Origin of the sequence: Glutamicibacter uratoxydans (assembly GCF_006539925.1) — a bacterium.
Taxonomy (GTDB): Bacteria; Actinomycetota; Actinomycetes; order Actinomycetales; family Micrococcaceae; genus Glutamicibacter; species Glutamicibacter uratoxydans.
Genome location: NZ_BJNY01000016.1, coordinates 52,703 through 72,920, shown reverse-complemented (window position 1 = coordinate 72,920; position 20,218 = coordinate 52,703). Strand labels below are relative to the sequence as shown.

At 59.5% G+C, this 20,218-nt stretch carries 28 protein-coding genes; 1 reads left to right on the top strand and 27 read right to left on the bottom strand.

The window, feature by feature from the left end; genetic code table 11:
* Nucleotides 1-62: 62 nt before the first annotated feature.
* From map to AUR04nite_RS13600, 14 genes are all read right to left on the bottom strand, one after another.
* Nucleotides 63-896, bottom strand: a complete 834-nt coding sequence (map, locus tag AUR04nite_RS13665) for a type I methionyl aminopeptidase (protein ID WP_141366006.1) — start codon at nucleotides 894-896, stop codon at nucleotides 63-65.
* 108 nt (nucleotides 897-1,004) lie between these two features.
* Nucleotides 1,005-1,577, bottom strand: a complete 573-nt coding sequence (locus AUR04nite_RS13660; protein ID WP_141366003.1) for an adenylate kinase — start codon at nucleotides 1,575-1,577, stop codon at nucleotides 1,005-1,007.
* Nucleotides 1,574-2,878 carry a preprotein translocase subunit SecY gene (secY, locus tag AUR04nite_RS13655; protein ID WP_141366000.1) on the bottom strand — a complete coding sequence of 435 codons (1,305 nt, stop codon included), beginning with the start codon at nucleotides 2,876-2,878 and terminating at the stop codon, nucleotides 1,574-1,576. Before secY ends, AUR04nite_RS13660 begins: the two co-directional genes overlap by 4 nt.
* Nucleotides 2,879-3,135: 257 nt before the next feature.
* Nucleotides 3,136-3,588 (bottom strand): 50S ribosomal protein L15, encoded by a 453-nt coding sequence (gene rplO / locus AUR04nite_RS13650; RefSeq protein WP_141365998.1) that lies wholly within the window; start codon nucleotides 3,586-3,588, stop codon nucleotides 3,136-3,138.
* Between the two features lies 1 nt (nucleotide 3,589).
* A complete protein-coding gene (gene rpmD / locus AUR04nite_RS13645) occupies nucleotides 3,590-3,796 on the bottom strand; it encodes a 50S ribosomal protein L30 (protein WP_141365995.1) in 207 nt (68 codons plus the stop codon).
* 5 nt (nucleotides 3,797-3,801) lie between these two features.
* Nucleotides 3,802-4,479, bottom strand: coding sequence for a 30S ribosomal protein S5 (gene rpsE / locus AUR04nite_RS13640; protein WP_174787890.1), 678 nt, complete (start codon nucleotides 4,477-4,479; stop codon nucleotides 3,802-3,804).
* A gap of 29 nt (nucleotides 4,480-4,508) precedes the next feature.
* Nucleotides 4,509-4,880 (bottom strand): 50S ribosomal protein L18, encoded by a 372-nt coding sequence (rplR, locus tag AUR04nite_RS13635; protein ID WP_141365990.1) that lies wholly within the window; start codon nucleotides 4,878-4,880, stop codon nucleotides 4,509-4,511.
* 2 nt (nucleotides 4,881-4,882) lie between these two features.
* Nucleotides 4,883-5,419: a 50S ribosomal protein L6 gene (gene rplF / locus AUR04nite_RS13630; protein WP_141365988.1), complete on the bottom strand. Its 537-nt coding sequence runs from the start codon at nucleotides 5,417-5,419 to the stop codon at nucleotides 4,883-4,885.
* Nucleotides 5,420-5,439: 20 nt separating this feature from the next.
* Nucleotides 5,440-5,838 (bottom strand): 30S ribosomal protein S8, encoded by a 399-nt coding sequence (gene rpsH / locus AUR04nite_RS13625; protein WP_141365985.1) that lies wholly within the window; start codon nucleotides 5,836-5,838, stop codon nucleotides 5,440-5,442.
* 57 nt (nucleotides 5,839-5,895) lie between these two features.
* Nucleotides 5,896-6,465 carry a 50S ribosomal protein L5 gene (gene rplE, locus AUR04nite_RS13620; RefSeq protein ID WP_141365983.1) on the bottom strand — a complete coding sequence of 190 codons (570 nt, stop codon included), beginning with the start codon at nucleotides 6,463-6,465 and terminating at the stop codon, nucleotides 5,896-5,898.
* Nucleotides 6,465-6,809 (bottom strand): 50S ribosomal protein L24, encoded by a 345-nt coding sequence (gene rplX, locus AUR04nite_RS13615; protein WP_141365981.1) that lies wholly within the window; start codon nucleotides 6,807-6,809, stop codon nucleotides 6,465-6,467. The genes rplE and rplX overlap by 1 nt, the downstream gene beginning before the upstream one ends.
* 2 nt (nucleotides 6,810-6,811) lie before the next feature.
* Nucleotides 6,812-7,183: a 50S ribosomal protein L14 gene (rplN, locus tag AUR04nite_RS13610; RefSeq protein ID WP_013349674.1), complete on the bottom strand. Its 372-nt coding sequence runs from the start codon at nucleotides 7,181-7,183 to the stop codon at nucleotides 6,812-6,814.
* A gap of 473 nt (nucleotides 7,184-7,656) precedes the next feature.
* Nucleotides 7,657-8,607, bottom strand: coding sequence for an endonuclease/exonuclease/phosphatase family protein (locus AUR04nite_RS13605; RefSeq protein ID WP_141365978.1), 951 nt, complete (start codon nucleotides 8,605-8,607; stop codon nucleotides 7,657-7,659).
* Nucleotides 8,608-8,659: 52 nt separating this feature from the next.
* Nucleotides 8,660-9,163 (bottom strand): VOC family protein, encoded by a 504-nt coding sequence (locus AUR04nite_RS13600; protein ID WP_246055529.1) that lies wholly within the window; start codon nucleotides 9,161-9,163, stop codon nucleotides 8,660-8,662.
* Between the two features lie 67 nt (nucleotides 9,164-9,230).
* Here AUR04nite_RS13600 and AUR04nite_RS13595 point away from each other — a divergent pair, with 67 nt between their 5' ends.
* Nucleotides 9,231-10,028, top strand: coding sequence for a helix-turn-helix transcriptional regulator (locus AUR04nite_RS13595; protein ID WP_141365976.1), 798 nt, complete (start codon nucleotides 9,231-9,233; stop codon nucleotides 10,026-10,028).
* Nucleotides 10,029-10,100: 72 nt separating this feature from the next.
* On the opposite strand, the gene AUR04nite_RS13590 is transcribed toward AUR04nite_RS13595, so the two are convergent.
* The 13 genes from AUR04nite_RS13590 to AUR04nite_RS13530 all read right to left on the bottom strand — a co-directional run bounded on the left by AUR04nite_RS13590 (nucleotide 10,101) and on the right by AUR04nite_RS13530 (nucleotide 20,144).
* Nucleotides 10,101-10,478: a hypothetical protein gene (locus AUR04nite_RS13590; RefSeq protein WP_141365973.1), complete on the bottom strand. Its 378-nt coding sequence runs from the start codon at nucleotides 10,476-10,478 to the stop codon at nucleotides 10,101-10,103.
* A gap of 139 nt (nucleotides 10,479-10,617) precedes the next feature.
* Nucleotides 10,618-10,905, bottom strand: coding sequence for a 30S ribosomal protein S17 (rpsQ, locus tag AUR04nite_RS13585; protein WP_141365970.1), 288 nt, complete (start codon nucleotides 10,903-10,905; stop codon nucleotides 10,618-10,620).
* On the bottom strand, nucleotides 10,905-11,174 hold the full coding sequence (rpmC, locus tag AUR04nite_RS13580) for a 50S ribosomal protein L29 (protein WP_141365967.1): 270 nt from the start codon (nucleotides 11,172-11,174) through the stop codon (nucleotides 10,905-10,907). Before rpmC ends, rpsQ begins: the two co-directional genes overlap by 1 nt.
* A 2-nt stretch (nucleotides 11,175-11,176) precedes the next feature.
* Nucleotides 11,177-11,593, bottom strand: a complete 417-nt coding sequence (rplP, locus tag AUR04nite_RS13575; protein WP_141365964.1) for a 50S ribosomal protein L16 — start codon at nucleotides 11,591-11,593, stop codon at nucleotides 11,177-11,179.
* Complete coding sequence (gene rpsC, locus AUR04nite_RS13570) at nucleotides 11,594-12,382, bottom strand: 30S ribosomal protein S3 (protein ID WP_141365962.1); 789 nt, start codon at nucleotides 12,380-12,382, stop codon at nucleotides 11,594-11,596. It lies immediately after the preceding gene.
* Nucleotides 12,383-12,745, bottom strand: a complete 363-nt coding sequence (gene rplV, locus AUR04nite_RS13565; protein WP_141365960.1) for a 50S ribosomal protein L22 — start codon at nucleotides 12,743-12,745, stop codon at nucleotides 12,383-12,385. It lies immediately after the preceding gene.
* 60 nt (nucleotides 12,746-12,805) lie between these two features.
* Nucleotides 12,806-13,087 carry a 30S ribosomal protein S19 gene (rpsS, locus tag AUR04nite_RS13560; protein WP_022874134.1) on the bottom strand — a complete coding sequence of 94 codons (282 nt, stop codon included), beginning with the start codon at nucleotides 13,085-13,087 and terminating at the stop codon, nucleotides 12,806-12,808.
* 12 nt (nucleotides 13,088-13,099) lie between these two features.
* Complete coding sequence (gene rplB, locus AUR04nite_RS13555) at nucleotides 13,100-13,939, bottom strand: 50S ribosomal protein L2 (protein ID WP_141365958.1); 840 nt, start codon at nucleotides 13,937-13,939, stop codon at nucleotides 13,100-13,102.
* A 32-nt stretch (nucleotides 13,940-13,971) separates the two neighbouring features.
* A complete protein-coding gene (gene rplW, locus AUR04nite_RS13550) occupies nucleotides 13,972-14,274 on the bottom strand; it encodes a 50S ribosomal protein L23 (protein WP_141365956.1) in 303 nt (100 codons plus the stop codon).
* Entirely contained in the window at nucleotides 14,271-14,873 is a 603-nt protein-coding gene (gene rplD, locus AUR04nite_RS13545) for a 50S ribosomal protein L4 (RefSeq protein WP_141365954.1), read from the bottom strand. The genes rplW and rplD overlap by 4 nt, the downstream gene beginning before the upstream one ends.
* 4 nt (nucleotides 14,874-14,877) lie before the next feature.
* A complete protein-coding gene (gene rplC / locus AUR04nite_RS13540; RefSeq protein ID WP_141365952.1) occupies nucleotides 14,878-15,528 on the bottom strand; it encodes a 50S ribosomal protein L3 in 651 nt (216 codons plus the stop codon).
* 20 nt (nucleotides 15,529-15,548) lie between these two features.
* Nucleotides 15,549-15,857 carry a 30S ribosomal protein S10 gene (gene rpsJ, locus AUR04nite_RS13535; protein WP_013349689.1) on the bottom strand — a complete coding sequence of 103 codons (309 nt, stop codon included), beginning with the start codon at nucleotides 15,855-15,857 and terminating at the stop codon, nucleotides 15,549-15,551.
* 414 nt (nucleotides 15,858-16,271) lie between these two features.
* Complete coding sequence (locus AUR04nite_RS13530; RefSeq protein WP_141365950.1) at nucleotides 16,272-20,144, bottom strand: hypothetical protein; 3,873 nt, start codon at nucleotides 20,142-20,144, stop codon at nucleotides 16,272-16,274.
* Nucleotides 20,145-20,218 lie beyond the last annotated feature (74 nt).

The window sequence follows — 20,218 nt, the reverse complement described above, 5'->3', positions numbered from 1 at the left end:
CCAGCACTACGGCAGTTCGCCGGTGCTGGATCTAATCTGCGCTGTTGAGTTGCGGCTTGGCGCTATGGACGGATTGGCGATGGAGTCACGCCGAAGGGAGCAAGCCCAGCTTCTCCCCCGTCGTGGGCTGAGAGCACCCAGATGCCGCCCATGTGGAAGGCGACCGTGTGCTCCCACTGCGAGGCGTTGGACTTGTCGTTGGTGACAACCGTCCAGTCGTCTTCCAATACCGAGGTCTCAATGCCGCCGCGCACCAGCATCGGCTCGATGGCCAGCGCCATGCCCGGCTTGATGCGCGGGCCGCGGTGGCCGGAGTTGTAGTTCAGCACATCGGGCGCCATGTGCATGGCGGAGCCGATGCCGTGGCCGCAGTAGTCTTCCAGGATGCCCAGCTCATCGCCTGGCTGGCTGGTGACGAAATCGTCGATAGCTTCGCCGATCTGCCCGATGAACCGTGCATTGGCCGCGGCGGCGATGCCGGCCCACATGGCCTGCTCGGTGATGTCGCTCAAGCGCTGGTCTGCGGGGTCGATGTTCTTGCCGACCAGCACGGTGCGCGCCGAGTCCGAATGCCAGCCGTTGACGATAGCGCCGCCGTCGATCTTCAGCACGTCCCCGTCCTTGAGCTCGTACTCCGAAGGGAAGCCATGGACCACTTCGTGGTTGACCGAGGCGCAGATGGTTGCCGGGAACCCGTGGTAGCCCAGGAAGTTGCTGGTGGCGCCGTGGCGTTCAAGCACCTTGGCGAAGACCTTGTCGATGGCCGCGGTGGTCACTCCGGGCTGGGCCTTGGCGACAGCCTCGTCCAATGCCTCTGCCAGCACCAGGCCGGCTTCACGCATCTTCAGGATTTCCGAGTTGGATTTGTATTCAATGCGAGGCTGTCCAAAAGCCAAGATGACTCCCCTGGTTGTTCATGGGCTGATATAGGTAAAAAGAGCGCAGGGACCGTGCGGCAGCTGCATTGCTGCCTGTTCACGATCCCTGCGCGCTGCGCCTAGGACTTAGGCGTTGACGTTCAGTGCGGCCAGCACGCGGTCGGTGACCTCGTCGATGGCGCCGATGCCGTCGACCTTGCGCACGATGCCGCGCTCTTCGTAGCGGTCGACCACGATGCGGGTCTCAGCGTGGTACAGGCTCAGGCGGTGGCGGATGACGTCTTCGGTGTCATCTGCACGGCCTTCGATCTCTGCACGCTTGAGTAGGCGGGCAACCAGCTCGTCGTCGTCAGCGGTCAGCTGCAGCACCGCATCCAGCGCGATGCCCTTGGCTGCCAGCATGGCATCCAGTGCGTCGACCTGGGCGCTGGTGCGTGGGTAGCCGTCCAGCAGGAAGCCGTTGGCTACGTCGTCCTGGTTCAGGCGGTCCTCGACCATGTTGTTGGTGACCGAGTCCGGAACGAAGTCACCGTTGTCGATGTACTTCTTGGCTTCGATGCCCAGCGGGGTGCCGCCCTTGACGTTGGCGCGGAAGATGTCGCCGGTGGAGATCGCGACGATCTCCAGGCGCTCGGAGATCTTTATGGCCTGGGTGCCCTTGCCGGCACCTGGGGGACCAATGATTAGCAGTCGACTCATCGCAGTAGCCCTTCGTAGTTTCGTTGCTGCATTTGAGCATTAATTTGTTTGACGGTCTCGAGGCCAACACCAACCATGATGATGATCGAGGTTCCGCCGAATGGGAAGTTCTGGTCTGCGTTGATCAGCACGAAGGCGATCAGCGGGATCAACGCCACGAATGCGAGGTACAGCGAACCCGGGAAGGTGATGCGGGAGATCACGTACTGCAGGTATTCGGCGGTCGGCTTGCCGGCGCGGATGCCCGGGATGAAGCCGCCGTACTTCTTCATGTTGTCAGCCACCTCAACAGGGTTGAAGGTGATGGCCACGTAGAAGTAGGTGAAGCCGATGGTCAGCAGCGTGTAGACCAGCATGTACCACGGCGACGAGGTCGAGGAATGGGTCTGCAGCCACATGGCCCAGCCTGGCAGGGTGCCGTCGTCGTTCGTGTTGAACTGGACGATCATCTGCGGCAGCGCCAGGATCGAGGATGCGAAGATCACCGGGATCACGTTGGCCATGTTGACCTTCAACGGGATGTAGGTGGAGGTTCCGCCTACGGTGCGCCGGCCGATGGTGCGCTTAGCGTACTGCACCGGCACGCGGCGCTGAGACTGCTCCACGAACACGATCAGTGCCACGATCAGCAGGCCGATGGCCAGCACGCCAAGGAAGGTGGCCCAGCCCTTAGTCTGCAGAATGGAGGACATCGATGCAGGGAAGCCCGAAGCAATCGAGATGAAGATCAAGATCGACATGCCGTTGCCGACGCCGCGTTCGGTGATCAGCTCGCCCATCCACATGATCAGGCCGGTGCCTGCGGTCAGCGCGATGATCATCAGCATGATGACCATCAGGGAGTCGTCTGGAACCAGCGGCAGGCTGCAGCTTGGGAAGAGGTTTCCGGTGCGCGCCAGGGTGACCAGCGTGGTGCCCTGCAACAGGGCCAGTGCAATGGTCAGGTAGCGGGTGTACTGGGTGAGCTTGCCCTGTCCGGCCTGGCCTTCCTGGTGCAAAGTCTCAAAGTGCGGAATAACCACGCGCAGCAGCTGCACAATAATGGCAGCCGTAATGTACGGCATGATGCCCATCGCAAAAATGGAGACCTGCAACAGGGCACCGCCGCTGAACAGATTCACAAACGAATAGAGTCCACCGGTGGTGTTTCCCATAGCCAGACACTGCTGAACGTTGCTGTAGTCAATGCCCGGAGCCGGGATGAAAACACCGATGCGGTAGATCGCAATGATCCCGATCGTGAACAGCAACTTGTTGCGCAGGTCAGGCGTCCGAAAAATTCGGGCTATGGCGCTGAACAAGCGTCCTCCTGAAGTATGTTCCAAAGTCTAGTTGTCAGATATGACATAAGACCTAAATGATTCTAGCCGTCCAAGGTACTTATCCGCCAAACAGGCGACACGAAAAGTGGCCTGGTTGCGCTGATCTGTCATAAATACGACCTGATCAACTTCGGCTTTCGCAGATATGTGAAGAAATTCTTTCACGGATAGCAAAATTCCCCGCACACATTGATTGCTCAACGTGTGCGGGGAATTTCAGCAGCTTACCCGGTAAATTACAGGGTGTTAGCCGAGCCGCCAGCAGCGACGATCTTCTCGGATGCGGAAGCGGAGAAGGCGTCAACCTTCACGTCAACCTTGACCGAGATCTCGCCGGTGCCCAGGACCTTGACAGGCTGGTTCTTGCGAACGGCGCCCTTGGCAACCAGTGCCTCGACGGTGACTTCGCCACCCTCTGGGAACAGCTCCGAGATCTTGTCCAGGTTTACAACCTGGAACTCGACGCGGAATGGGTTCTTGAAGCCGCGCAGCTTTGGCAGACGCATGTGCAGCGGAAGCTGTCCACCTGCGAAGCCTGCCTTCACCTGGTAACGAGCCTTGGTACCCTTGGTACCGCGGCCGGCGGTCTTACCCTTGGAGCCTTCACCACGACCAACGCGGGTCTTGGCGGTCTTGGCACCCTCTGCTGGACGCAGGTGGTGAACCTTCAGTGCTTTTTCTTCAGCCATGTTACTTAGCCTCCTCAACCTTCAGCAGGTGCGGGACCTTGTTGACCATACCAACGGTCACTGGGTCAGCGGTGCGGACAACGGTCTGTCCGATACGTTTCAGACCCAGCGAACGTACTACGCTGCGCTGTGCCTCAGTGCCACCGATGATCGACTTGATCTGGGTGATTTCCAGCTTGGCGTCGCTTGGAACAATGTTCTTAGCCATTGAGATTAAGCACCTGCCTTCTGGGACTGGATGTGACGCAACATTGCTGCTGGTGCAACCTCGTCCAGCGGAAGACCGCGGCGAGCTGCAACAGCCTGAGGCTCTTCCAGAGCCTTCAGTGCAGCGATGGTGCCCTGAACGATGTTGATCTGGTTCTGCGAACCCATCGACTTCGACAGGATGTCGTGGATGCCTGCGCACTCCAACACGGCGCGCACTGGGCCGCCGGCGATAACACCGGTACCTGGAGCGGCTGGACGAAGCATGACGACGCCAGCGGCGGCCTCACCCTTGACCATGTGTGGAATGGTGGTGCCAACGCGTGGAACGCGGAAGAAGGACTTCTTAGCCTCTTCAACGCCCTTGGCGATAGCAGCAGGAACTTCCTTAGCCTTGCCGTAGCCAACGCCGACCAGGCCGTTGCCGTCGCCGACAACTACCAGAGCGGTGAAGCTGAAGCGACGACCACCCTTGACGACCTTGGAGACGCGGTTGATAGCTACAACGCGCTCAAGGAACTTGTCCTTGTCTTCGTTGCGGTTATCCTTCTGGTCGCGACCGCGGCCACGACCTTCACCACGACCGCGGCCTTCGCCGCGACCGCGACCCTCGCCACGGCGGGATCCGGCGTTCTCGGTAGCGGGAGCAGCTGCAGTCTCGACTGCCTCAGTAGCTTCAGACACCTGAGTTTCCTTCTTGTTAGTTGCTTCGCTCACAGTGCCAGCCCACCTTCACGTGCGCCGTCAGCAACAGCAGCCACGCGGCCGGTGTACTTGTTGCCGCCGCGGTCGAAGACAACAGCCTCAACGCCTGCAGCCTTGGCACGCTCTGCAACGAGCTCGCCAACGCGCTTGGCCTTTGCGGTCTTGTTGTCCTCGCTTGCGCGAAGATCTGCTTCCATGGTCGAAGCGCTGGCCAGGGTGATACCCTTCGAGTCGTCAACGATCTGTACGAAGATGTGACGTGCCGAGCGGTTGACGACCAGGCGTGGGCGGAGTTCGGTACCGACGATGCGCTTGCGCACACGCAGGTGGCGGCGACCGCGCTGAGCGGACTTGCTCTTACCCTTGATTCCGATAGCCATAATTACTTACCAGCCTTTCCAGCCTTGCGCAGGATCTTCTCGCCGGCGTAGCGGATGCCCTTGCCCTTGTAAGGCTCGGTCTTGCGCAGCTTGCGGATGTTGGCAGCAACTTCGCCGACCTGCTGCTTGTCGATGCCAGCAACGGTGATCTTGTTGTTGCCCTCGACAGACAGGGTGATGCCTGCTGGTGCTTCTACGTTGACTGGGTGGGAGTAACCCAGAGCAAGCTCCAGGCCGGTTCCCTTAGCCAGCACGCGGTAACCGGTACCGTGGATTTCGAGCTTCTTCTCGAAACCATCGGTCACACCGATGATCAGGTTGTTGATCAGGGTGCGGGTCAGACCGTGCAGCGAACGAGCCTCGCGGGTGTCGTTCGGGCGTGCAACGGTAACAGTGTTCTCGTCCTTGGAAACGGTGATCGGAGCCGAAACGGTCAGCGAAAGCTCACCCTTCGGGCCCTTGACGGCAACATTCTGGCCATCAACGTTCAGTTCAACGTTTGCAGGAACGGTGATCGGAAGACGTCCAATACGTGACATAGTGTTTTCCTTCCTTCCCGTTACCAGACGTAGGCGAGGACTTCCCCACCCACGCCCTTCTTTGCAGCCTGACGGTCAGTAAGCAGACCGGAGGAGGTGGACAGGATAGCAATGCCAAGACCGCCAAGTACGTGTGGCAGGTTGGTGGACTTTGCGTAAACGCGAAGACCTGGCTTGGAGATACGGCGTACGCCAGCGATCGAACGCTCGCGCGATGGGCCGTACTTCAAAGTGATGGTCAGCTTCTTGCCAACTTCAGCAGCCTCTTCCTCGAAGGAGGCAATGTAGCCCTGTTCCTTCAGGATGTTGGCAATGCGCACCTTGAGCTTGCTCGACGGCATCGACACAGTGTCGTGGTAAGCCGAGTTTGCGTTGCGCAGACGAGTCAGCATATCTGCGACTGGATCTGTCATAGACATGTGGGCTTCAGCCCTTCCTCGTTACGGTTTCCTTAGCGGACCTGTAACGTAGTGAGATTAGTTGTTGGTCTTGAATGGGAAGCCCAGAGCCTTAAGCAAGGCGCGGCCTTCGTCATCAGTCTTGGCGGTGGTCACCACAGTGATGTCCATACCGCGCACGCGGTCGATCTTGTCCTGATCGATTTCATGGAACATCGACTGTTCGGTCAGACCGAAAGTGTAGTTGCCATTGCCATCGAACTGGCGGTCGCTCAGGCCGCGGAAGTCGCGGATACGAGGCAGTGCCAGGGTGATCAGGCGATCAACGAATTCCCACATGCGATCGTTACGCAGGGTGGTGTGGGTACCGATCGGCATGCCTTCGCGCAGCTTGAACTGAGCGATCGACTTGCGGGCACGGGTAACCACTGGCTTCTGACCGGTAATTGCGGTCAGATCGCGCACGGCGCCTTCAATGAGCTTCGAGTCCTTGGCGGCCTCGCCGACACCCATGTTCACGACAACCTTGGTCAGGTTAGGAACCTGCATTGGGTTAGCGTACTTGAACTGCTCCTGCAGTGCAGGGCGGATGTCTGCGGCGTACTTAGCCTTCAGACGTGGCTGGATCTTGGTGGCTGCTTCAGTCATTACAGATCCTTTCCGGAAGCCTTGGCGTAACGAACGCGTACAGTCTTGGACACGCCGTTCTTTTCTACGGTTTCCTCGCGGAAACCAACGCGGGTTGGCTTCTTGGTTTCTGGATCAACCACAGCAACGTTCGAAACGTGCAGTGGAGCTTCAACAACCTCGATGCCGCCGGTGGCGTTACCGTTCTCGTTCTGGCCAGCCTTGGTGTGCTTGGTGACGCGGTTAACGCCTTCAACCAGTACACGAGCGTCGGTTGGGAAGACCTTCAGTACCTTGCCCTGCAGGCCCTTGTCCTTGCCGGCGAGGATCTGAACCAGATCGCCCTTCTTGATCTTTGCGCCCATGGTTACAGCACCTCCGGAGCCAGGGAAACGATCTTCATGAACTTCTTGTCACGAAGTTCGCGACCCACTGGGCCGAAAATACGAGTGCCACGAGGATCGGCAGCGTCACCCTTGAGGATCACTGCAGCGTTCTCGTCGAACTTGATGTAGGAACCGTCTGCACGACGGATTTCCTTCTTGGTGCGAACGACGACAGCCTTGACGACGTCGCCCTTCTTTACGTTGCCGCCAGGAATTGCATCCTTGACGGTAGCGACAATGGTGTCGCCAATGCTTGCGTAGCGACGCTTCGAGCCACCGAGCACACGAATGGTAAGGATTTCCTTAGCACCGGTGTTATCGGCAACCTTGAGTCGCGACTCCTGCTGAATCACTTCTTACTCCTGTCGTCTCGCTGGTTCTCATAAATGAGCCTTGCGGAACGGATATGGTCTCCACGATACGATCGCTTACCCCCACCGACGCGGGCGCACCGAATGCTGATCCCAAATGGCGGCAGGGCCGAGGCGTAAAATATCGAGGCTGTGTTGTGCATCCGGAACGTTTTCCGACCGCACTGCATCATGCCGAAGGTGGATAGTCCTCGAACATCATGCGCACAGATTCTTAAGTCTAGCCTAGAGTGGCGCGAATCTGAAATGGTGTGGTAGTGCGAATTGGCGCGTTCTTCGTCACACTCGCCATACAGAAGATCCCCGTAATATCAACGTTTCGACGTTGCGTGCATCTGAGCCAGATGGAACTCCACTCCCCCGCGATGGCGCATTGAACGCACTCCTGTGCCACGTAGATGGACACTTTCAGAAATTCTTGAGCACTCCCACAGCTCCTGGCTGCGAAGCCTCTACTACAAGCTGGAACGTACTGTCACGCTCAGGGCCAAATGATCGGATCCGGCGATCTTGATGCTCCGTGCATCCAAGACACTCATTCCGCGGGCAAGTACACGATCGATCCCCATAATCGGCGGATACTGGCGATCTGCTGGCCAAGTGTTCAGCGGCCACATCGTATTTTCCGCAGACATGTCCGCTGCCAATCGCCTGAACTGTGGATGAGTCCTCGTTGCGTTGAAGTCCCCGGCGAGAATGACCGGCTGCATTCCCTGCTGCCTGGCCCAGCGGTTCAACTGGTCAAGACCATGCTCCCACCGTTCTGCGTCATCCAGCGGCGGATAAACGTGCACTCCAACAACACTGAACACCCCCGAAGGCGAAGCAATATCAACTACCGGGAACCCGTACCAGCCAGTTTTCTGCGCGCTGATTTCTTCCTGACGTTCGGTCATCGGATAGCGAGAGAAGACGACGGTATCGCGGTCTCCCCCGGTCGGCACCGTGCCGCTGCGATGGCTCAGCACTTCGAGTGCGTTGAGCTTACCGATGGAGGCAATCAGCGGCTCGCTGGTTTCTACGAGTACCAGCACATCAGGGTCAGCCTCGCGTATGGCTTGGGCCAGCTGTAGCGGGTCAGCTTGAGCCCGCCCGGCGTTGAACGAGAAGACCTTCAATTCATGGTTTCCATTGCTGCCATTAGGCGCAGCACCGCTGAAGTGCACCAGGGGAAGTATGCCTACAAGCAACAGCGCTGCAGTGATTCCCGATGGCAGCCAACGCCTGCGGATCAGCGCGGCGATGATCGCGAAGACGATAATCGCCAGCAGCCATGGTTGGATTGCTTGGATCCGAGGGAGAAAGCCCGCCGCCAGCCACGGCATGTAGGGCAAAATCCCGATGAAGATGCAGCAGACACAAAGGACCGCCCAAAACCAGTTGCGGTTTGGACGGTCACTTTTCATGGTTCCAGACTATGCGAAAGACATTCCCGGCTCCCGCATTGAGCAACAGGCCTTACTGTTCAGCAGCCCATTGAGCCACCCGTCGAGCGCTTTCTTCCTCGGACAAGTCCTCAATCCTGCTGAGGATCGTCCAGCGTATTCCGAATGGGTCGATGATCGAAGCAAAACGGTCACCTGAAACGAAATTCATGGCGGGTTCTCGAACTGTTGCGCCCGAGTCGACTGCTTTGGCAAGCACGGCGTCGACGTCCTGGCAATAGAGCCCCATCGAATAGCAGGCGCTCGGCGCCGCGGGCGGAGGCACCAGGCCATAGTCCGGGCTCGGCTCGCCGATCTGAAGATGGCCTTGGCCGAAATCGATTTCCGCATGAACGACTACACCACCCAATTCGGTGGCATCAACAACCCTTGCGCCGAAGACGCCCGTATAGAATTCCAGAGCCTGCGCTGCTCCTTGGACCGCAAGAAAAGGTGTCAAAGTAGTGACTCCGTTGGGCACTCCAGCTGTGGCGTGGTTTCCAGTGATTCCCTTGGCTGGGAGATTCTCCATTTCCATGTCTCAAGGCTATGGGCTCATGGCATCCTTGTGCTTGTAAATTTGCGACAACCTTGAGGTGTGCTTGATGACTGGCATCGTTGACAAGCGCGGGGTCCTGTATCCGGCCCGGCTGCCCGAGTTCGAGCGCATTTTGCCGCCTAAAGATTTGAGCGACCGAGTCTATTGGTTCTGGATTTCGCGCTGGAGTATCGCTCCGGGACGTGTTTCACGGCAGCAGCTTTTGCCGTTCCCGCTGATGAACCTGGTGGTCCAGCCGGATGAAATTACCTTGGCCGGACCCGCCAGCGGTGCCTCTCACAAGGATCTCTCCGGGCAGGGGTGGGCAGTTGCCGCATTGCTGAAACCCGCGGCTGGCTTCGTATTCAGCAAGACCCTGCACACTCCAGTGAAGGACCTGCTGGACAGCGAGGTAGCTTACCCTTCCCCGGATTTGGCGGGCGATATCCGAGAACTACACTCCGACACGGGGCTGCGCCAGCTTAATCAGGAATGTGTGGATGTGTTCAGCACCTGGATCCAGCGATCGACTGAACAAGTTGACGCTACCGGCCTGCAGGCAAACTCCTTCATAGAATTTGTCTCTGCCACTCGGTCAATCATTCGCGTCGATCAAGTGGCCGAGCAGCTGAATATGACACCGCGCAGCCTGCAGCGCCTCTCAATGAAATACCTAGGGCTTTCGCCACTCAGTGTCATTCGCAGGTATCGCCTTCAAGAAGCAGCGCAGCAGCTGCGCGAGGATCCTGGAACATCCATAGCGCAGATCGCCGTGAACTTGGACTACTCGGATCAAGCACATCTAGCCAGCGACTTTCGCAAGGTCCTTGGTTTTAGTCCCAGCAATTACCGGCTGTCGGGCTGACCCGCCAGCGGTGCTCGTCTTCCCCGGTTCAGCTTCATGAAGAACTTGGAAACTAAAAGGTCCACGACAGCGCTAGACCATCCCCAAACGACTCCACAGTTCATCTCGTTCCTCTCCGCTGATCGGTCTCGCTGCAAAAGTAGTTTCCTTGCCGTTCTGAGGGTCATCGGCGACAAAGGATCCGCTCAAGAACTCTTCAACGGTGTACCACCCCGGGCCATAGTCCTCTTCTAGCTGTTCCTGGGTTCCATCGTCCCAATGGACTTGAAACCACATTTGCTCTTGTTTTTCCCAGAAAATGGGAAATGAACGCATCATGCCGATCGAGGTTGTCACCCATCCCCTTAATTCGCCATTGAACGACAATTCCCATACGGCATCACGGAATACGTCTAACCTAGCGTCACGCGGCCAGTTAGTTTCGTCGAACCACTTCTCAATCCAGTTCATGCCCCTGTTTCGATTTCGCTTCTAGTGACAACGCTGCGGGGACTCATTGCACGGCATGCAAAAACGCCCCGGCCTCATCTTGCGATGATACCGGGGCGTTTTCAGCAATTCACGTAATCCGTGAGATCACCAAGAAAGCTTACTTAGCCTTCTCAACGATCTCAACGAGACGCCAGCGCTTGTCAGCGGACAGCGGGCGGGTCTCAGCGATTACAACCAAGTCACCGATGCCGGCCTCGTTGTTCTCGTCGTGAGCCTTCACGTTCTTGTTACGACGCATAACCTTGCCGTAGAGGGCGTGCTTAACACGGTCCTCAACGTCAACGACGATGGTCTTCTGCATCTTGTCGGAAACCACGTAACCACGGAGGGTCTTGCGGTCGTTGCGCTCGGTTGCGTCAGCCACACCGTTCTCCTTCTCGCTCATTACTTAGCTTCCTTGCCCTTTTTGGTCTCTTCAACCGGGACAACGACTTCCTGACGAATGCCCAGCTCGCGCTCGCGCAGCACAGTGTAGATGCGTGCGATGTCGCGCTTGACGGACTTCAGGTTGCCATGGGTCTCGAGCTGGCCGGTGGCCGACTGGAAACGCAGGTTGAACAGTTCAGCCTTGGCCTTCTTCAATTCCTCGTTCAAACGAGCGTTATCGAAGCCGTCCAGGGACTCGATGTTAAGGTCCTTAGAACCGATAGCCATCCCTATTCACCACCCTCACGACGTACGATGCGTGCCTTCATCGGCAGCTTGTGGATCGCAAGGCGCAGAGCCTCACGAGCTACTTCTTCACTGACGCCACCGAGTTCAAACATGACTCGTCCTGGCTTGACGTTGGCGACCCACCACTCAGGTGAACCCTTACCGGAACCCATGCGGGTTTCAGCAGGCTTCTTGGTCAGCGGACGGTCTGGGTAGATGTTGATCCACACCTTACCGCCACGCTTGATGTAACGGGTCATGGCGATACGCGCGGCTTCGATCTGACGGTTAGTCACATAAGCCGGGGTAAGCGCCTGGATACCGAACTCACCGAAAGTTACGGTGGTTCCGCCCTTGGCAGCGCCCGAACGCTTCGGGTGGTGCTGCTTGCGGAACTTTACTCGACGTGGGATAAGCATTTAAGCCTCTCCTCCTTCCGCAGCCGGAGCTGCAGCAGCGCCCTTGTTGCGGTCGTTGCGACGACGACGCTCGCCACCACGTGGACGATCGTTGCCGCCACGGCCGCCACGAGCTGGAGCAGCAGCAGCCTGCTGTGCAGCCAGTTCCTTGGCGGTGACGTCACCCTTGTAGATCCAAACCTTCACGCCGATGCGGCCGAAGGTGGTCTTGGCTTCGAACTTGCCGAAGTCGATGTTCGCGCGCAGGGTGTGCAGCGGCACACGGCCTTCGCGGTAGAACTCCTTGCGCGACATTTCAGCGCCGCCCAAACGACCGGAGCACTGAACGCGGATGCCCTTGGCACCAGCGCGCATTGCCGACTGCATTGCCTTCTTCATCGCACGGCGGAATGCCACGCGGGAAGCAAGCTGCTCGGCGATGCCCTGGGCGACCAGCTGGGCCTCCATGTCAGGGTTCTTGACCTCGAGGATGTTCAGCTGAACCTGCTTCTTGGTGAGCTTTTCCAGCTCGCCGCGAATGCGGTCAGCTTCGGCGCCGCGGCGGCCGATAACAATGCCCGGGCGAGCGGTGTGGATATCCACACGCACGCGGTCACGGGTACGCTCGATCTCTACGCGGGCGATGCCTGCGCGGTCCATACCGTCAGAAAGCAGTGCACGGATCTGCACGTCTTCCTTGACGTAGTCAGCGTAGCGCTGACCTGGCTTGCTGGAATCGGCGAACCAGTGCGACACGTGGTCAGTGGTGATGCCGAGACGGAAACCGTTCGGGTTTACCTTCTGTCCCATTTAGTTCTCCCCACCCTTCTGGGTTGAAACAACCACAGTCACGTGGCTGGTGCGCTTCTTGATCTGGAATGCGCGACCCTGTGCACGCGGCTGGAACCGCTTCATGGTCGGACCCTCGTCAACAAACGCCTCGCTGATGTACAGCTCGTCCTCATTGAATGCTTCACCTGCGCGGTCCGCGGCGGCACGGGCGTTAGCCACTGCCGATGCAACAACCTTGTATACCGGCTCCGAAGCTGCCTGTGGGGCGAACTTCAGGATTGCCAGTGCTTCGTTGGTCTGCAGACCACGAACAAGGTTGACGACGCGCCGGGCCTTCATAGGCGTCACGCGGATATGGCGCGCAATTGCCTTGGCTTCCATTGCTTTCCTTCTCTCGTCTTTCGAAGAAGTGCTAAGCGATCACTAGTTCCCTTGCGGGGACTAGCGGCGCTTGCCCTTCTTGTCGTCCTTTACGTGGCCACGGAACGTGCGGGTTGGAGCAAACTCACCGAGCTTGTGACCAACCATGGATTCGGTAACGAACACAGGAATGTGCTTGCGACCGTCGTGCACGGCGATGGTGTGTCCCAGCATGTCCGGGATGATCATCGAACGGCGGGACCACGTCTTGATGACGTTCTTGGTGCCCTTTTCGTTTTCAGCAACGACCTTCAGGAACAGGTGCTGATCGACGAAGGGGCCTTTCTTCAGGCTGCGTGGCATGTTTCCAGGCTCCTATCGCTTGTTCTTGCCGGTCTTGCGACGACGCACAATGAGCTTGTCGCTTTCCTTGTTCGGACGACGGGTGCGTCCTTCACGCTTACCGTTAGGGTTGACCGGGTGACGACCACCGGAGGTCTTACCTTCACCGCCACCGTGTGGGTGGTCGATTGGGTTCATAGCCACACCACGCACGGTTGGGCGAACGCCCTTCCAGCGCATACGGCCGGCCTTGCCCCAGTTGATGTTGATCTGCTCGGCGTTGCCAACTTCGCCGATGGTTGCGCGGCAGCGCACATCAACGTTGCGGATTTCGCCGGAAGGCAGACGCAGCTGGGCGAAGCGACCTTCACGGGCTACGAGCTGGATCGAAGCACCAGCGGAACGTGCCATCTTGGCGCCGCCGCCTGGGCGAAGCTCAACAGCGTGAATCACGGAACCAACCGGGATGTTACGCAGTGGCAGGTTGTTGCCTGGCTTGATATCAGCGTTCGGACCGGCCTCAACGGTGTCACCCTGGTTGAGGTTGTTCGGAGCGATGATGTAGCGCTTGGTGCCGTCCACGTAGTGGAGCAGCGCGATGCGTGCGGTACGGTTCGGGTCGTACTCGATGTGAGCGACCTTTGCCGGAACGCCGTCCTTGTCGTGACGACGGAAGTCGATCACGCGGTAAGCGCGCTTGTGTCCGCCACCCTTGTGACGGGTGGTGATCTTACCGGAGTTGTTGCGGCCGCCGCTCTTGGTGAGCGGGCGAACCAGCGACTTTTCCGGAGTCGATCGGGTGATTTCTGCGAAGTCGGCTACCGACGAGCCGCGCAGGCCCGGGGTAGTCGGCTTGTACTTACGAATTCCCATTTATTCTTATTCCTCGTTAAAGTGGTCTCCGCTTAGGAAAGCGGACCGCCGAAGATGTCAATCGAACCGTCCTTCAGGGTGATGATGGCACGCTTGGTAGCCTTGCGTGCACCCCACCCGAAGCGGGTGCGCTTGCGCTTACCTGCACGGTTGATGGTGTTTACGGAGTCAACCTTGACGTTGAAGATAGCTTCAACGGCATTCTTGATTTCCGACTTGTTCGAACGTGGGTCGACCAGGAAGGTGTACTTACCTTCGTCGATCAGACCGTAGCTCTTTTCCGAAACGACTGGTGCGATGACCACGTCGTGTGGAGCCTTGGAGAAGGTGCTCACTTGGCTTCCTCCTTCTGGACCAGGGCATCGAAGGCAGCCTTGGTGAAGACTACGTCATCCGAAACCAGAACATCGTAGGTGTTCAGCTGGTCGACGTACAGAACGTGCACATCTGCGAGGTTGCGCACGGACAGTGCAGCAACATCGTTGGCGCGATCGATGACGACAAGCAGGTTCTTGCGCTCAGTCAGCGAGCGCAGGGTTGCCAGAGCGTCCTTGGTCGATGGCTTCTCGCCAGCAACCAGGTTCTCAATCACGTGGACGCGGTCGAAGCGTGCGCGATCAGACAGGGCGCCGCGCAGAGCAGCAGCCTTCATCTTCTTCGGGGTGCGCTGCGAGTAGTCACGTGGGGTTGGACCATGGACGATGCCGCCGCCGGTCATGTGAGGAGCACGGATCGAACCCTGACGAGCGCGGCCGGTACCCTTCTGCTTGAACGGCTTGCGACCTGCACCCGAAACCTCGGAGCGGTCCTTGGTCTTGTGGGTACCCTGGCGGGCAGCAGCAAGCTGTGCGACGACAACCTGGTGCAGCAGCGGGACATTGGTCTGTACGTCGAAGATTGCTGCAGGCAGCTCGACGTTAAGTGCCTTAGTCATTTACTTATGCTCCCTTCACGGCGGTGCGTACGAGGACGACGCGGCCGCGGGCGCCTGGAACGGCACCCTTGATCAGCAGGAGGTTCTTCTCAGCGTCGATAGCGTGAATGGTCAGGTTCTGAGTGGTTACACGCTCAGCACCCATGCGACCGGCCATCTTCTGTCCACGGAAGACGCGACCTGGGGTCGATGCGCCGCCGATGGAACCTGGCTTACGGTGGTTCTTGTGAGCACCGTGGGATGCGCCAACGCCCGAGAAGTTGTGACGCTTCATGGTACCGGCGAAGCCCTTACCCTTCGAGGTGCCTACGACGTCGACCTTCTGGCCGGCTTCGAAGATCTCGACGGACAGTTCCTGGCCAGCTGCGTACTCGGCAGCGTCTGCGGTGCGCAGTTCTACCAGGTGACGACGTGGGGTCACGCCAGCAGCTTCGAAGTGACCAGCCAGTGGCTTGGTTACCTTGCGAGGATCGATCTGGCCGTAGCCGATCTGAACTGCGGTGTAGCCATCGCGGTCAGCGTTGCGAAGCTGGGTGACAACGTTGCTATCAGCCTGCACGACGGTGACAGGGATCAGGTTGTTGTTCTCGTCCCAAACCTGGGTCATGCCGAGCTTCGTGCCCAGCAGGCCCTTAACATTGCGGGTTGCGGTCATAGTTTTCTCGCCACCTCCCCTTAAAGCTTGATTTCGATGTTGACATCCGCTGGCAGGTCGAGACGCATCAGCGAATCAACAGCCTTCGGGGTCGGATCGACGATGTCGATCAGACGCTTGTGCGTGCGCATTTCGAAGTGCTCACGGCTGTCCTTGTACTTGTGTGGCGAACGGATAACGCAGTACACGTTCTTCTCCGTTGGCAGCGGCACTGGGCCGACTACGGTTGCGCCTGCGCGCGTTACCGTCTCAACGATCTTCCGAGCAGAAACGTCAATGACCTCGTGGTCATACGACTTCAGCCGGATGCGGATTTTCTGTCCCGCCATGGCGTCATGCCTCTTTCTGATAGCACTATTTACAAGTTCTGTGCCTAATACGGGCTCTTGCGAGCCGGCACGCCTTACTCTGCGGCTGAATCCGGATAAATCCGGGTTCCTCAACCCCAGGAGGCTCCGACCCCCGAAGTCGGGCGTGTCGCAAATATTTTTGACACGCGTCGACCATCAAAGTTTTCACTTTTATCGAAGGCCTTATAGTTTGAAGCAGTTGTATCGATCCCGAACCCCAGGCATTATCCTGCGTGAGAGTCGATCCCGGTCGTTCAAACCAGACCGATTACCCTGTCAGACAGGGATCGGGTTGCACTGAAGCAACTTATCTAGTCTGACAGGTCGGCGGTGATCGCGCAAATCATTTGGGCGCATCGAGGCCCGTGATCTTGACCTCACCGCGTCCGGCGGCTATTGCCCCGGACGGTCATCTGCCTCATCAGGCCTGTTGGGCTGCCGGTTTTGCGGGTTCATCCACGGCATCGGGTTCGCGGCTGGCGGCTGGTGCTCGGGCCGCTGCTGCATCTGCGGCGGGCCCGGCTGGAAGTGCGGCTGCACTGGATGCCGTGCAGGAAGGTTCTGGGACGACAAGTCTTCTTGCTGTTCGGCAGGCTTGCGGTCTACGCGCACCAGCTTGCGCACTGCCACCACGATCAGGCCGATGCCCAGCAGCACGAGCCAGAGGAATGCCATGGAGCGCAGCGTCCACAGGATCGCTAGGGTAATTGCCGCAGCTCCCCACCAGATATACAGCTTGCGCCCCAATTTCAATCCCCAGGAAATCAACGCCGCGAAGAAGACCAGTGCGTAGGTGCGGGTCAGGCTGTTGCCATCGACCATGTTCAGCAGCATCACCACTGACACCAGCGCGCTGGCGGCCATGACGTATCCGTGGTGCAGCTGGCCCAGCGGCCGGTAGACGCGCCAGGCTGCAAGTGCTGCGATCACCAGGCTGAAGTAGGAGCACATCACATCTGCTGCAGGCACGTGGTCCAGGATGCTGTAGCTGTTCATGGCCAGCACAGCTGCCAGCGCGAAGAGCACGTCCACGGTGAACACGTTCAGACGCGCGGGAGATTCAAAAATGCGCAGGCCCACGACCGCGGCGAAGATCAGCACCGCGCCGCTGATCACCGGAATTACTGTGTAGTTGTCCAGGTGCAGCAGGAAGCCTGCGGCGAATACCGCGGCAAGGCACATCAGCAGGTACAACCTTGAAGATTCGGCTGCCGCCTCCTTCGAAGGATACCCGCCATTGGGATAACTGGGAGCAGGATCGGCGAAGCGTCCATGCGCTGCCGCCAGGAGCCCCAGCACCAGCCCGATGCCCAGCAACACCCAGGCGGTGTCGATGCTGCCCGAGGCGTAGTAGAGCTGCTCGGAGCGCCACAGGTCCACCCAGCTCCTCAGCCCTACAAAGAGGAACAGCGGGACTGCGATGGCGAACCATGCAACCTTTCGGGTGTGCACCATGGCGGCAAAGAACACCGCCGCCGCCAGCAATGCTGCCACCACCCAGCCCGCGTATGGATCCCAAGCCAGAACCATCCCCAGCGGAAGGAACATCGCCAGCCCGGTGGCATAGGTCAGTGAACCGACAGCACGCTGCAGCCATTCGGCAGCCAGTCCAAGCACTGCAATCAGCAACAGCAGAGCCATGGCGGTGTTTTCCGTCCACCAGGCGGTCCTGATCCATCCGGTCTGGTCGGCAAAGTGCCAGGCAGGAACCTGGGCCAGTGCAGTCAGGGCAACCACGGGGGCGCAAAGGTAGAACTGGCGGGCCTGGCGCAGTTCGCGGTCAGCAGCGAAGGCCGCGGCGCCGTAGATGCCCAGCAGCATTGCGGAAAGCAGCAGCACTCCCCTGTCGACCATGAACGCGGTTGCCGCGTACCCCACGATTGACGCCGGCAGGAACACGAGCATGGCGATCGCGATCACCCGCAGTTCCGCGCGAAGCCCCGTACCGGCTCGCCAGCTGGCGGCCAGGCGGAGCAGCTGCGGGACAGCCAGGGACAGGAGGAAGAAGGCGAACTTGCCGTGCACGTCGAAGTGCATGCGGTCCACAAACCAGTAGATGGCGCTGGAGAAGACGAGCTGCGCGCAGGCGGCATAGGCAATCTTCCATCCTTGCTCGCCCGCTTTTCTGGACTCGCGCAGGAAATAGCCAAGCAGCAGCAGCGCGACAAGTTCGGCCACCGGCCACCACTGAGGCAGGAAGCTGAGCCCATAGCCGGCCAACAGGCCGAGGCCCGCCACCATACGGATAGCTGCACCCAGGCGGCTACCGTATGAGGCAGCCGCGGTGTACTTGACGGCGCTGGCGATGACCAACAGGGTGAAGAGCACCAGGCCGGCAGTATACCAAGCCGAATCGATGATGCCTGCTACGGAGCTGTCATGGTACGGCGAGCTGACATGTGTTCGCAGCAGCACCAGGCTGATCAGCACCACGAGCGCCGAGCCAGCGATGCGCGGCAGCCTTGCCCCTGCGGCGGCCCAGCCGCCCTGGACACCAGTCCCGCCAGTTCCGTTTGGCCGGGCAATGTCAAGGATCCACCAGGCGAAAGCGGCGGCCCACACGCCAAGCGTGCTCGCCAGAGCCAGGGTGCTGGAGAGGTTGGTGACCAGTTCCGTGTCCACGGTGTAGCGCAGCAGTGCTCTGGCGGCGAAAAAGCCGAACACCAGGCTGCTCCCCCAGCTCGCCAGAGCGTAGGCAAGCTTGGTGTGGCCCTGGGCCCTGCGCTGCAGGGCAAGGAACAGAACGAATGCCAGCAGGAGCGAAACCAGCGGGCGCTGCGGGTTCATCACGGCAACGCCAATCGGAGACAGGGCGAGCAGCAGCAAAGCGGCAGCTTCGATCTTCGCGTTGCGCATCAGCGCCGACACACTCATCAGCATCAGCACCGGCACCGCCGCAAAGCTGATCCAGGCAAGGCCGGTCCCGGTTGGTTCGAGAACATAGGCCATCGCCGTGGCCAGCAGGACCAGTGCCCACAGCACCGCACGTTCGGCCCGCCACAGCGATGCCGAAATCTTCAGCAGCTTGCGGTAGGAACTCGAATACACCAGGACCAGCACACCCTGGATGCCCAAGGCCAAAGCCAGCACCACGGCGGCGGCCGAGGAACGCAGTCCCAGCACGCTGCAGGCGCTGACCAGCGTGACCATCGCGGCGGCCCGCGCCCCGAAGAATCGATAGGCCCGCAGGTTGTCGAAGAGCTTGACCGACAGCAGCAGCTGTACGGTGAGCAGGAAACCTGCCCAGAGGATCTGGGAATCGCTCAGTTCGGTGAACAGCACGGCACCCAGAGCGGCGACCAGCAGCGGCAGCAGCTGCGCGGTGGCGCTGGTGGCTTCGAAGAAGAGCGAGCCCCGCACGGCTTTGCTTCGGGTAGCTGCAAGCATCAACAGGATCGAGAGCACCAGCATCAGGAGCAGGTAGTAGAACACGCCTCGCTGCAACGTGGCCGCGGCGGCCATGGCGGTGCTGACCAGTATCAGCACGGCAACCCACGCCAGGACCCTTGAACGGAGGCGGATGGTGGCAAAACCGACGGCAACGGTTCCGATGACGGAGAAGATCAGCCACACGCTGGGGCCGCTCAGTGCCACGGTGTTGTAGGTGGCGATGGCGCTCAGCGGCAGCAGGGCCAGTCCCGTGCCGGCGAAGGCAGCCGCCGCCGGACGCAAGGACTTTTTGGTGGCGTGGACGATCAGGCCGCCGGCATAGAACGCTGCGGCGAGGACAAACAAGCCGACGACTTTGGCCAGCGGCGGGAGTGCGAAACTCAGGAACAGTGCACCTGCGGCGACGATCAGCAGGGCTGCCACATACAGAGTGATGTTGATGTTGCGCAGTTCGCGTTCGCGTTTGCTCAGCACCTTCACGGGAGCAACCATCTTCTGCGCTGAAGCTGGAACCCGCTGAATGACCGGGGTGCGCTGCAATGCAGGGTTCGCTGCAGCAGACGCAGCGGCTGATTGCGCATAGCCTGGATGTTCGGGGACAACAGGTTGAACCGGCGCTTGGCTGTTGGACAGGCCATTAGAAGTACCGACCCACTGATCCTTCAGGGTGGTTCCTTCGTTTGCCGGAGGGGCGTTCGGCTGTCCGGGGCGCCGCTCGCTCATGTAGGCGATGGCCGCGTCGTAGCCTTGGCGCCAGGCTTCAGCGCGGGCTTCCTGCATCGGCTGCGCGTCGACCGGCACCTTCCGACCGCCGACCTTGTAGCCGATGAAAAAGCTGATCGCCATGAAGACCAGGAAGATCACAACACCGAGCATCGGCTTTCCCCTTAAGCGAAGCGAGTAATATTAGCCGAATACTTACTCGACTACCATCAATTAGACCACCTTGT

What these genes read in the sequence shown, in the direction of transcription:
- AUR04nite_RS13660 (WP_141366003.1), bottom strand. Translation starts at nt 1,577, where the DNA reads ATGAGTCGACTGCTAATCATTGGTCCCCCAGGTGCCGGCAAGGGCACC.
- rplO (WP_141365998.1), bottom strand. Translation starts at nt 3,588, where the DNA reads ATGGCTGAAGAAAAAGCACTGAAGGTTCACCACCTGCGTCCAGCAGAG.
- rpmD (WP_141365995.1), bottom strand. Translation starts at nt 3,796, where the DNA reads ATGGCTAAGAACATTGTTCCAAGCGACGCCAAGCTGGAAATCACCCAG.
- rplR (WP_141365990.1), bottom strand. Translation starts at nt 4,880, where the DNA reads ATGGCTATCGGAATCAAGGGTAAGAGCAAGTCCGCTCAGCGCGGTCGC.
- rplF (WP_141365988.1), bottom strand. Translation starts at nt 5,419, where the DNA reads ATGTCACGTATTGGACGTCTTCCGATCACCGTTCCTGCAAACGTTGAA.
- rpsH (WP_141365985.1), bottom strand. Translation starts at nt 5,838, where the DNA reads ATGTCTATGACAGATCCAGTCGCAGATATGCTGACTCGTCTGCGCAAC.
- rplE (WP_141365983.1), bottom strand. Translation starts at nt 6,465, where the DNA reads ATGACTGAAGCAGCCACCAAGATCCAGCCACGTCTGAAGGCTAAGTAC.
- rplX (WP_141365981.1), bottom strand. Translation starts at nt 6,809, where the DNA reads ATGGGCGCAAAGATCAAGAAGGGCGATCTGGTTCAGATCCTCGCCGGC.
- AUR04nite_RS13605 (WP_141365978.1), bottom strand. Translation starts at nt 8,607, where the DNA reads ATGAAAAGTGACCGTCCAAACCGCAACTGGTTTTGGGCGGTCCTTTGT.
- AUR04nite_RS13600 (WP_246055529.1), bottom strand. Translation starts at nt 9,163, where the DNA reads ATGGAAATGGAGAATCTCCCAGCCAAGGGAATCACTGGAAACCACGCC.
- AUR04nite_RS13595 (WP_141365976.1), top strand. Translation starts at nt 9,231, where the DNA reads ATGACTGGCATCGTTGACAAGCGCGGGGTCCTGTATCCGGCCCGGCTG.
- AUR04nite_RS13590 (WP_141365973.1), bottom strand. Translation starts at nt 10,478, where the DNA reads ATGAACTGGATTGAGAAGTGGTTCGACGAAACTAACTGGCCGCGTGAC.
- rpsQ (WP_141365970.1), bottom strand. Translation starts at nt 10,905, where the DNA reads ATGAGCGAGAAGGAGAACGGTGTGGCTGACGCAACCGAGCGCAACGAC.
- rpmC (WP_141365967.1), bottom strand. Translation starts at nt 11,174, where the DNA reads ATGGCTATCGGTTCTAAGGACCTTAACATCGAGTCCCTGGACGGCTTC.
- rplP (WP_141365964.1), bottom strand. Translation starts at nt 11,593, where the DNA reads ATGCTTATCCCACGTCGAGTAAAGTTCCGCAAGCAGCACCACCCGAAG.
- rpsC (WP_141365962.1), bottom strand. Translation starts at nt 12,382, where the DNA reads ATGGGACAGAAGGTAAACCCGAACGGTTTCCGTCTCGGCATCACCACT.
- rplV (WP_141365960.1), bottom strand. Translation starts at nt 12,745, where the DNA reads ATGGAAGCCAAGGCAATTGCGCGCCATATCCGCGTGACGCCTATGAAG.
- rpsS (WP_022874134.1), bottom strand. Translation starts at nt 13,087, where the DNA reads ATGCCACGCAGCCTGAAGAAAGGCCCCTTCGTCGATCAGCACCTGTTC.
- rplB (WP_141365958.1), bottom strand. Translation starts at nt 13,939, where the DNA reads ATGGGAATTCGTAAGTACAAGCCGACTACCCCGGGCCTGCGCGGCTCG.
- rplD (WP_141365954.1), bottom strand. Translation starts at nt 14,873, where the DNA reads ATGACTAAGGCACTTAACGTCGAGCTGCCTGCAGCAATCTTCGACGTA.
- rplC (WP_141365952.1), bottom strand. Translation starts at nt 15,528, where the DNA reads ATGACCGCAACCCGCAATGTTAAGGGCCTGCTGGGCACGAAGCTCGGC.
- rpsJ (WP_013349689.1), bottom strand. Translation starts at nt 15,857, where the DNA reads ATGGCGGGACAGAAAATCCGCATCCGGCTGAAGTCGTATGACCACGAG.
- AUR04nite_RS13530 (WP_141365950.1), bottom strand. Translation starts at nt 20,144, where the DNA reads ATGCTCGGTGTTGTGATCTTCCTGGTCTTCATGGCGATCAGCTTTTTC.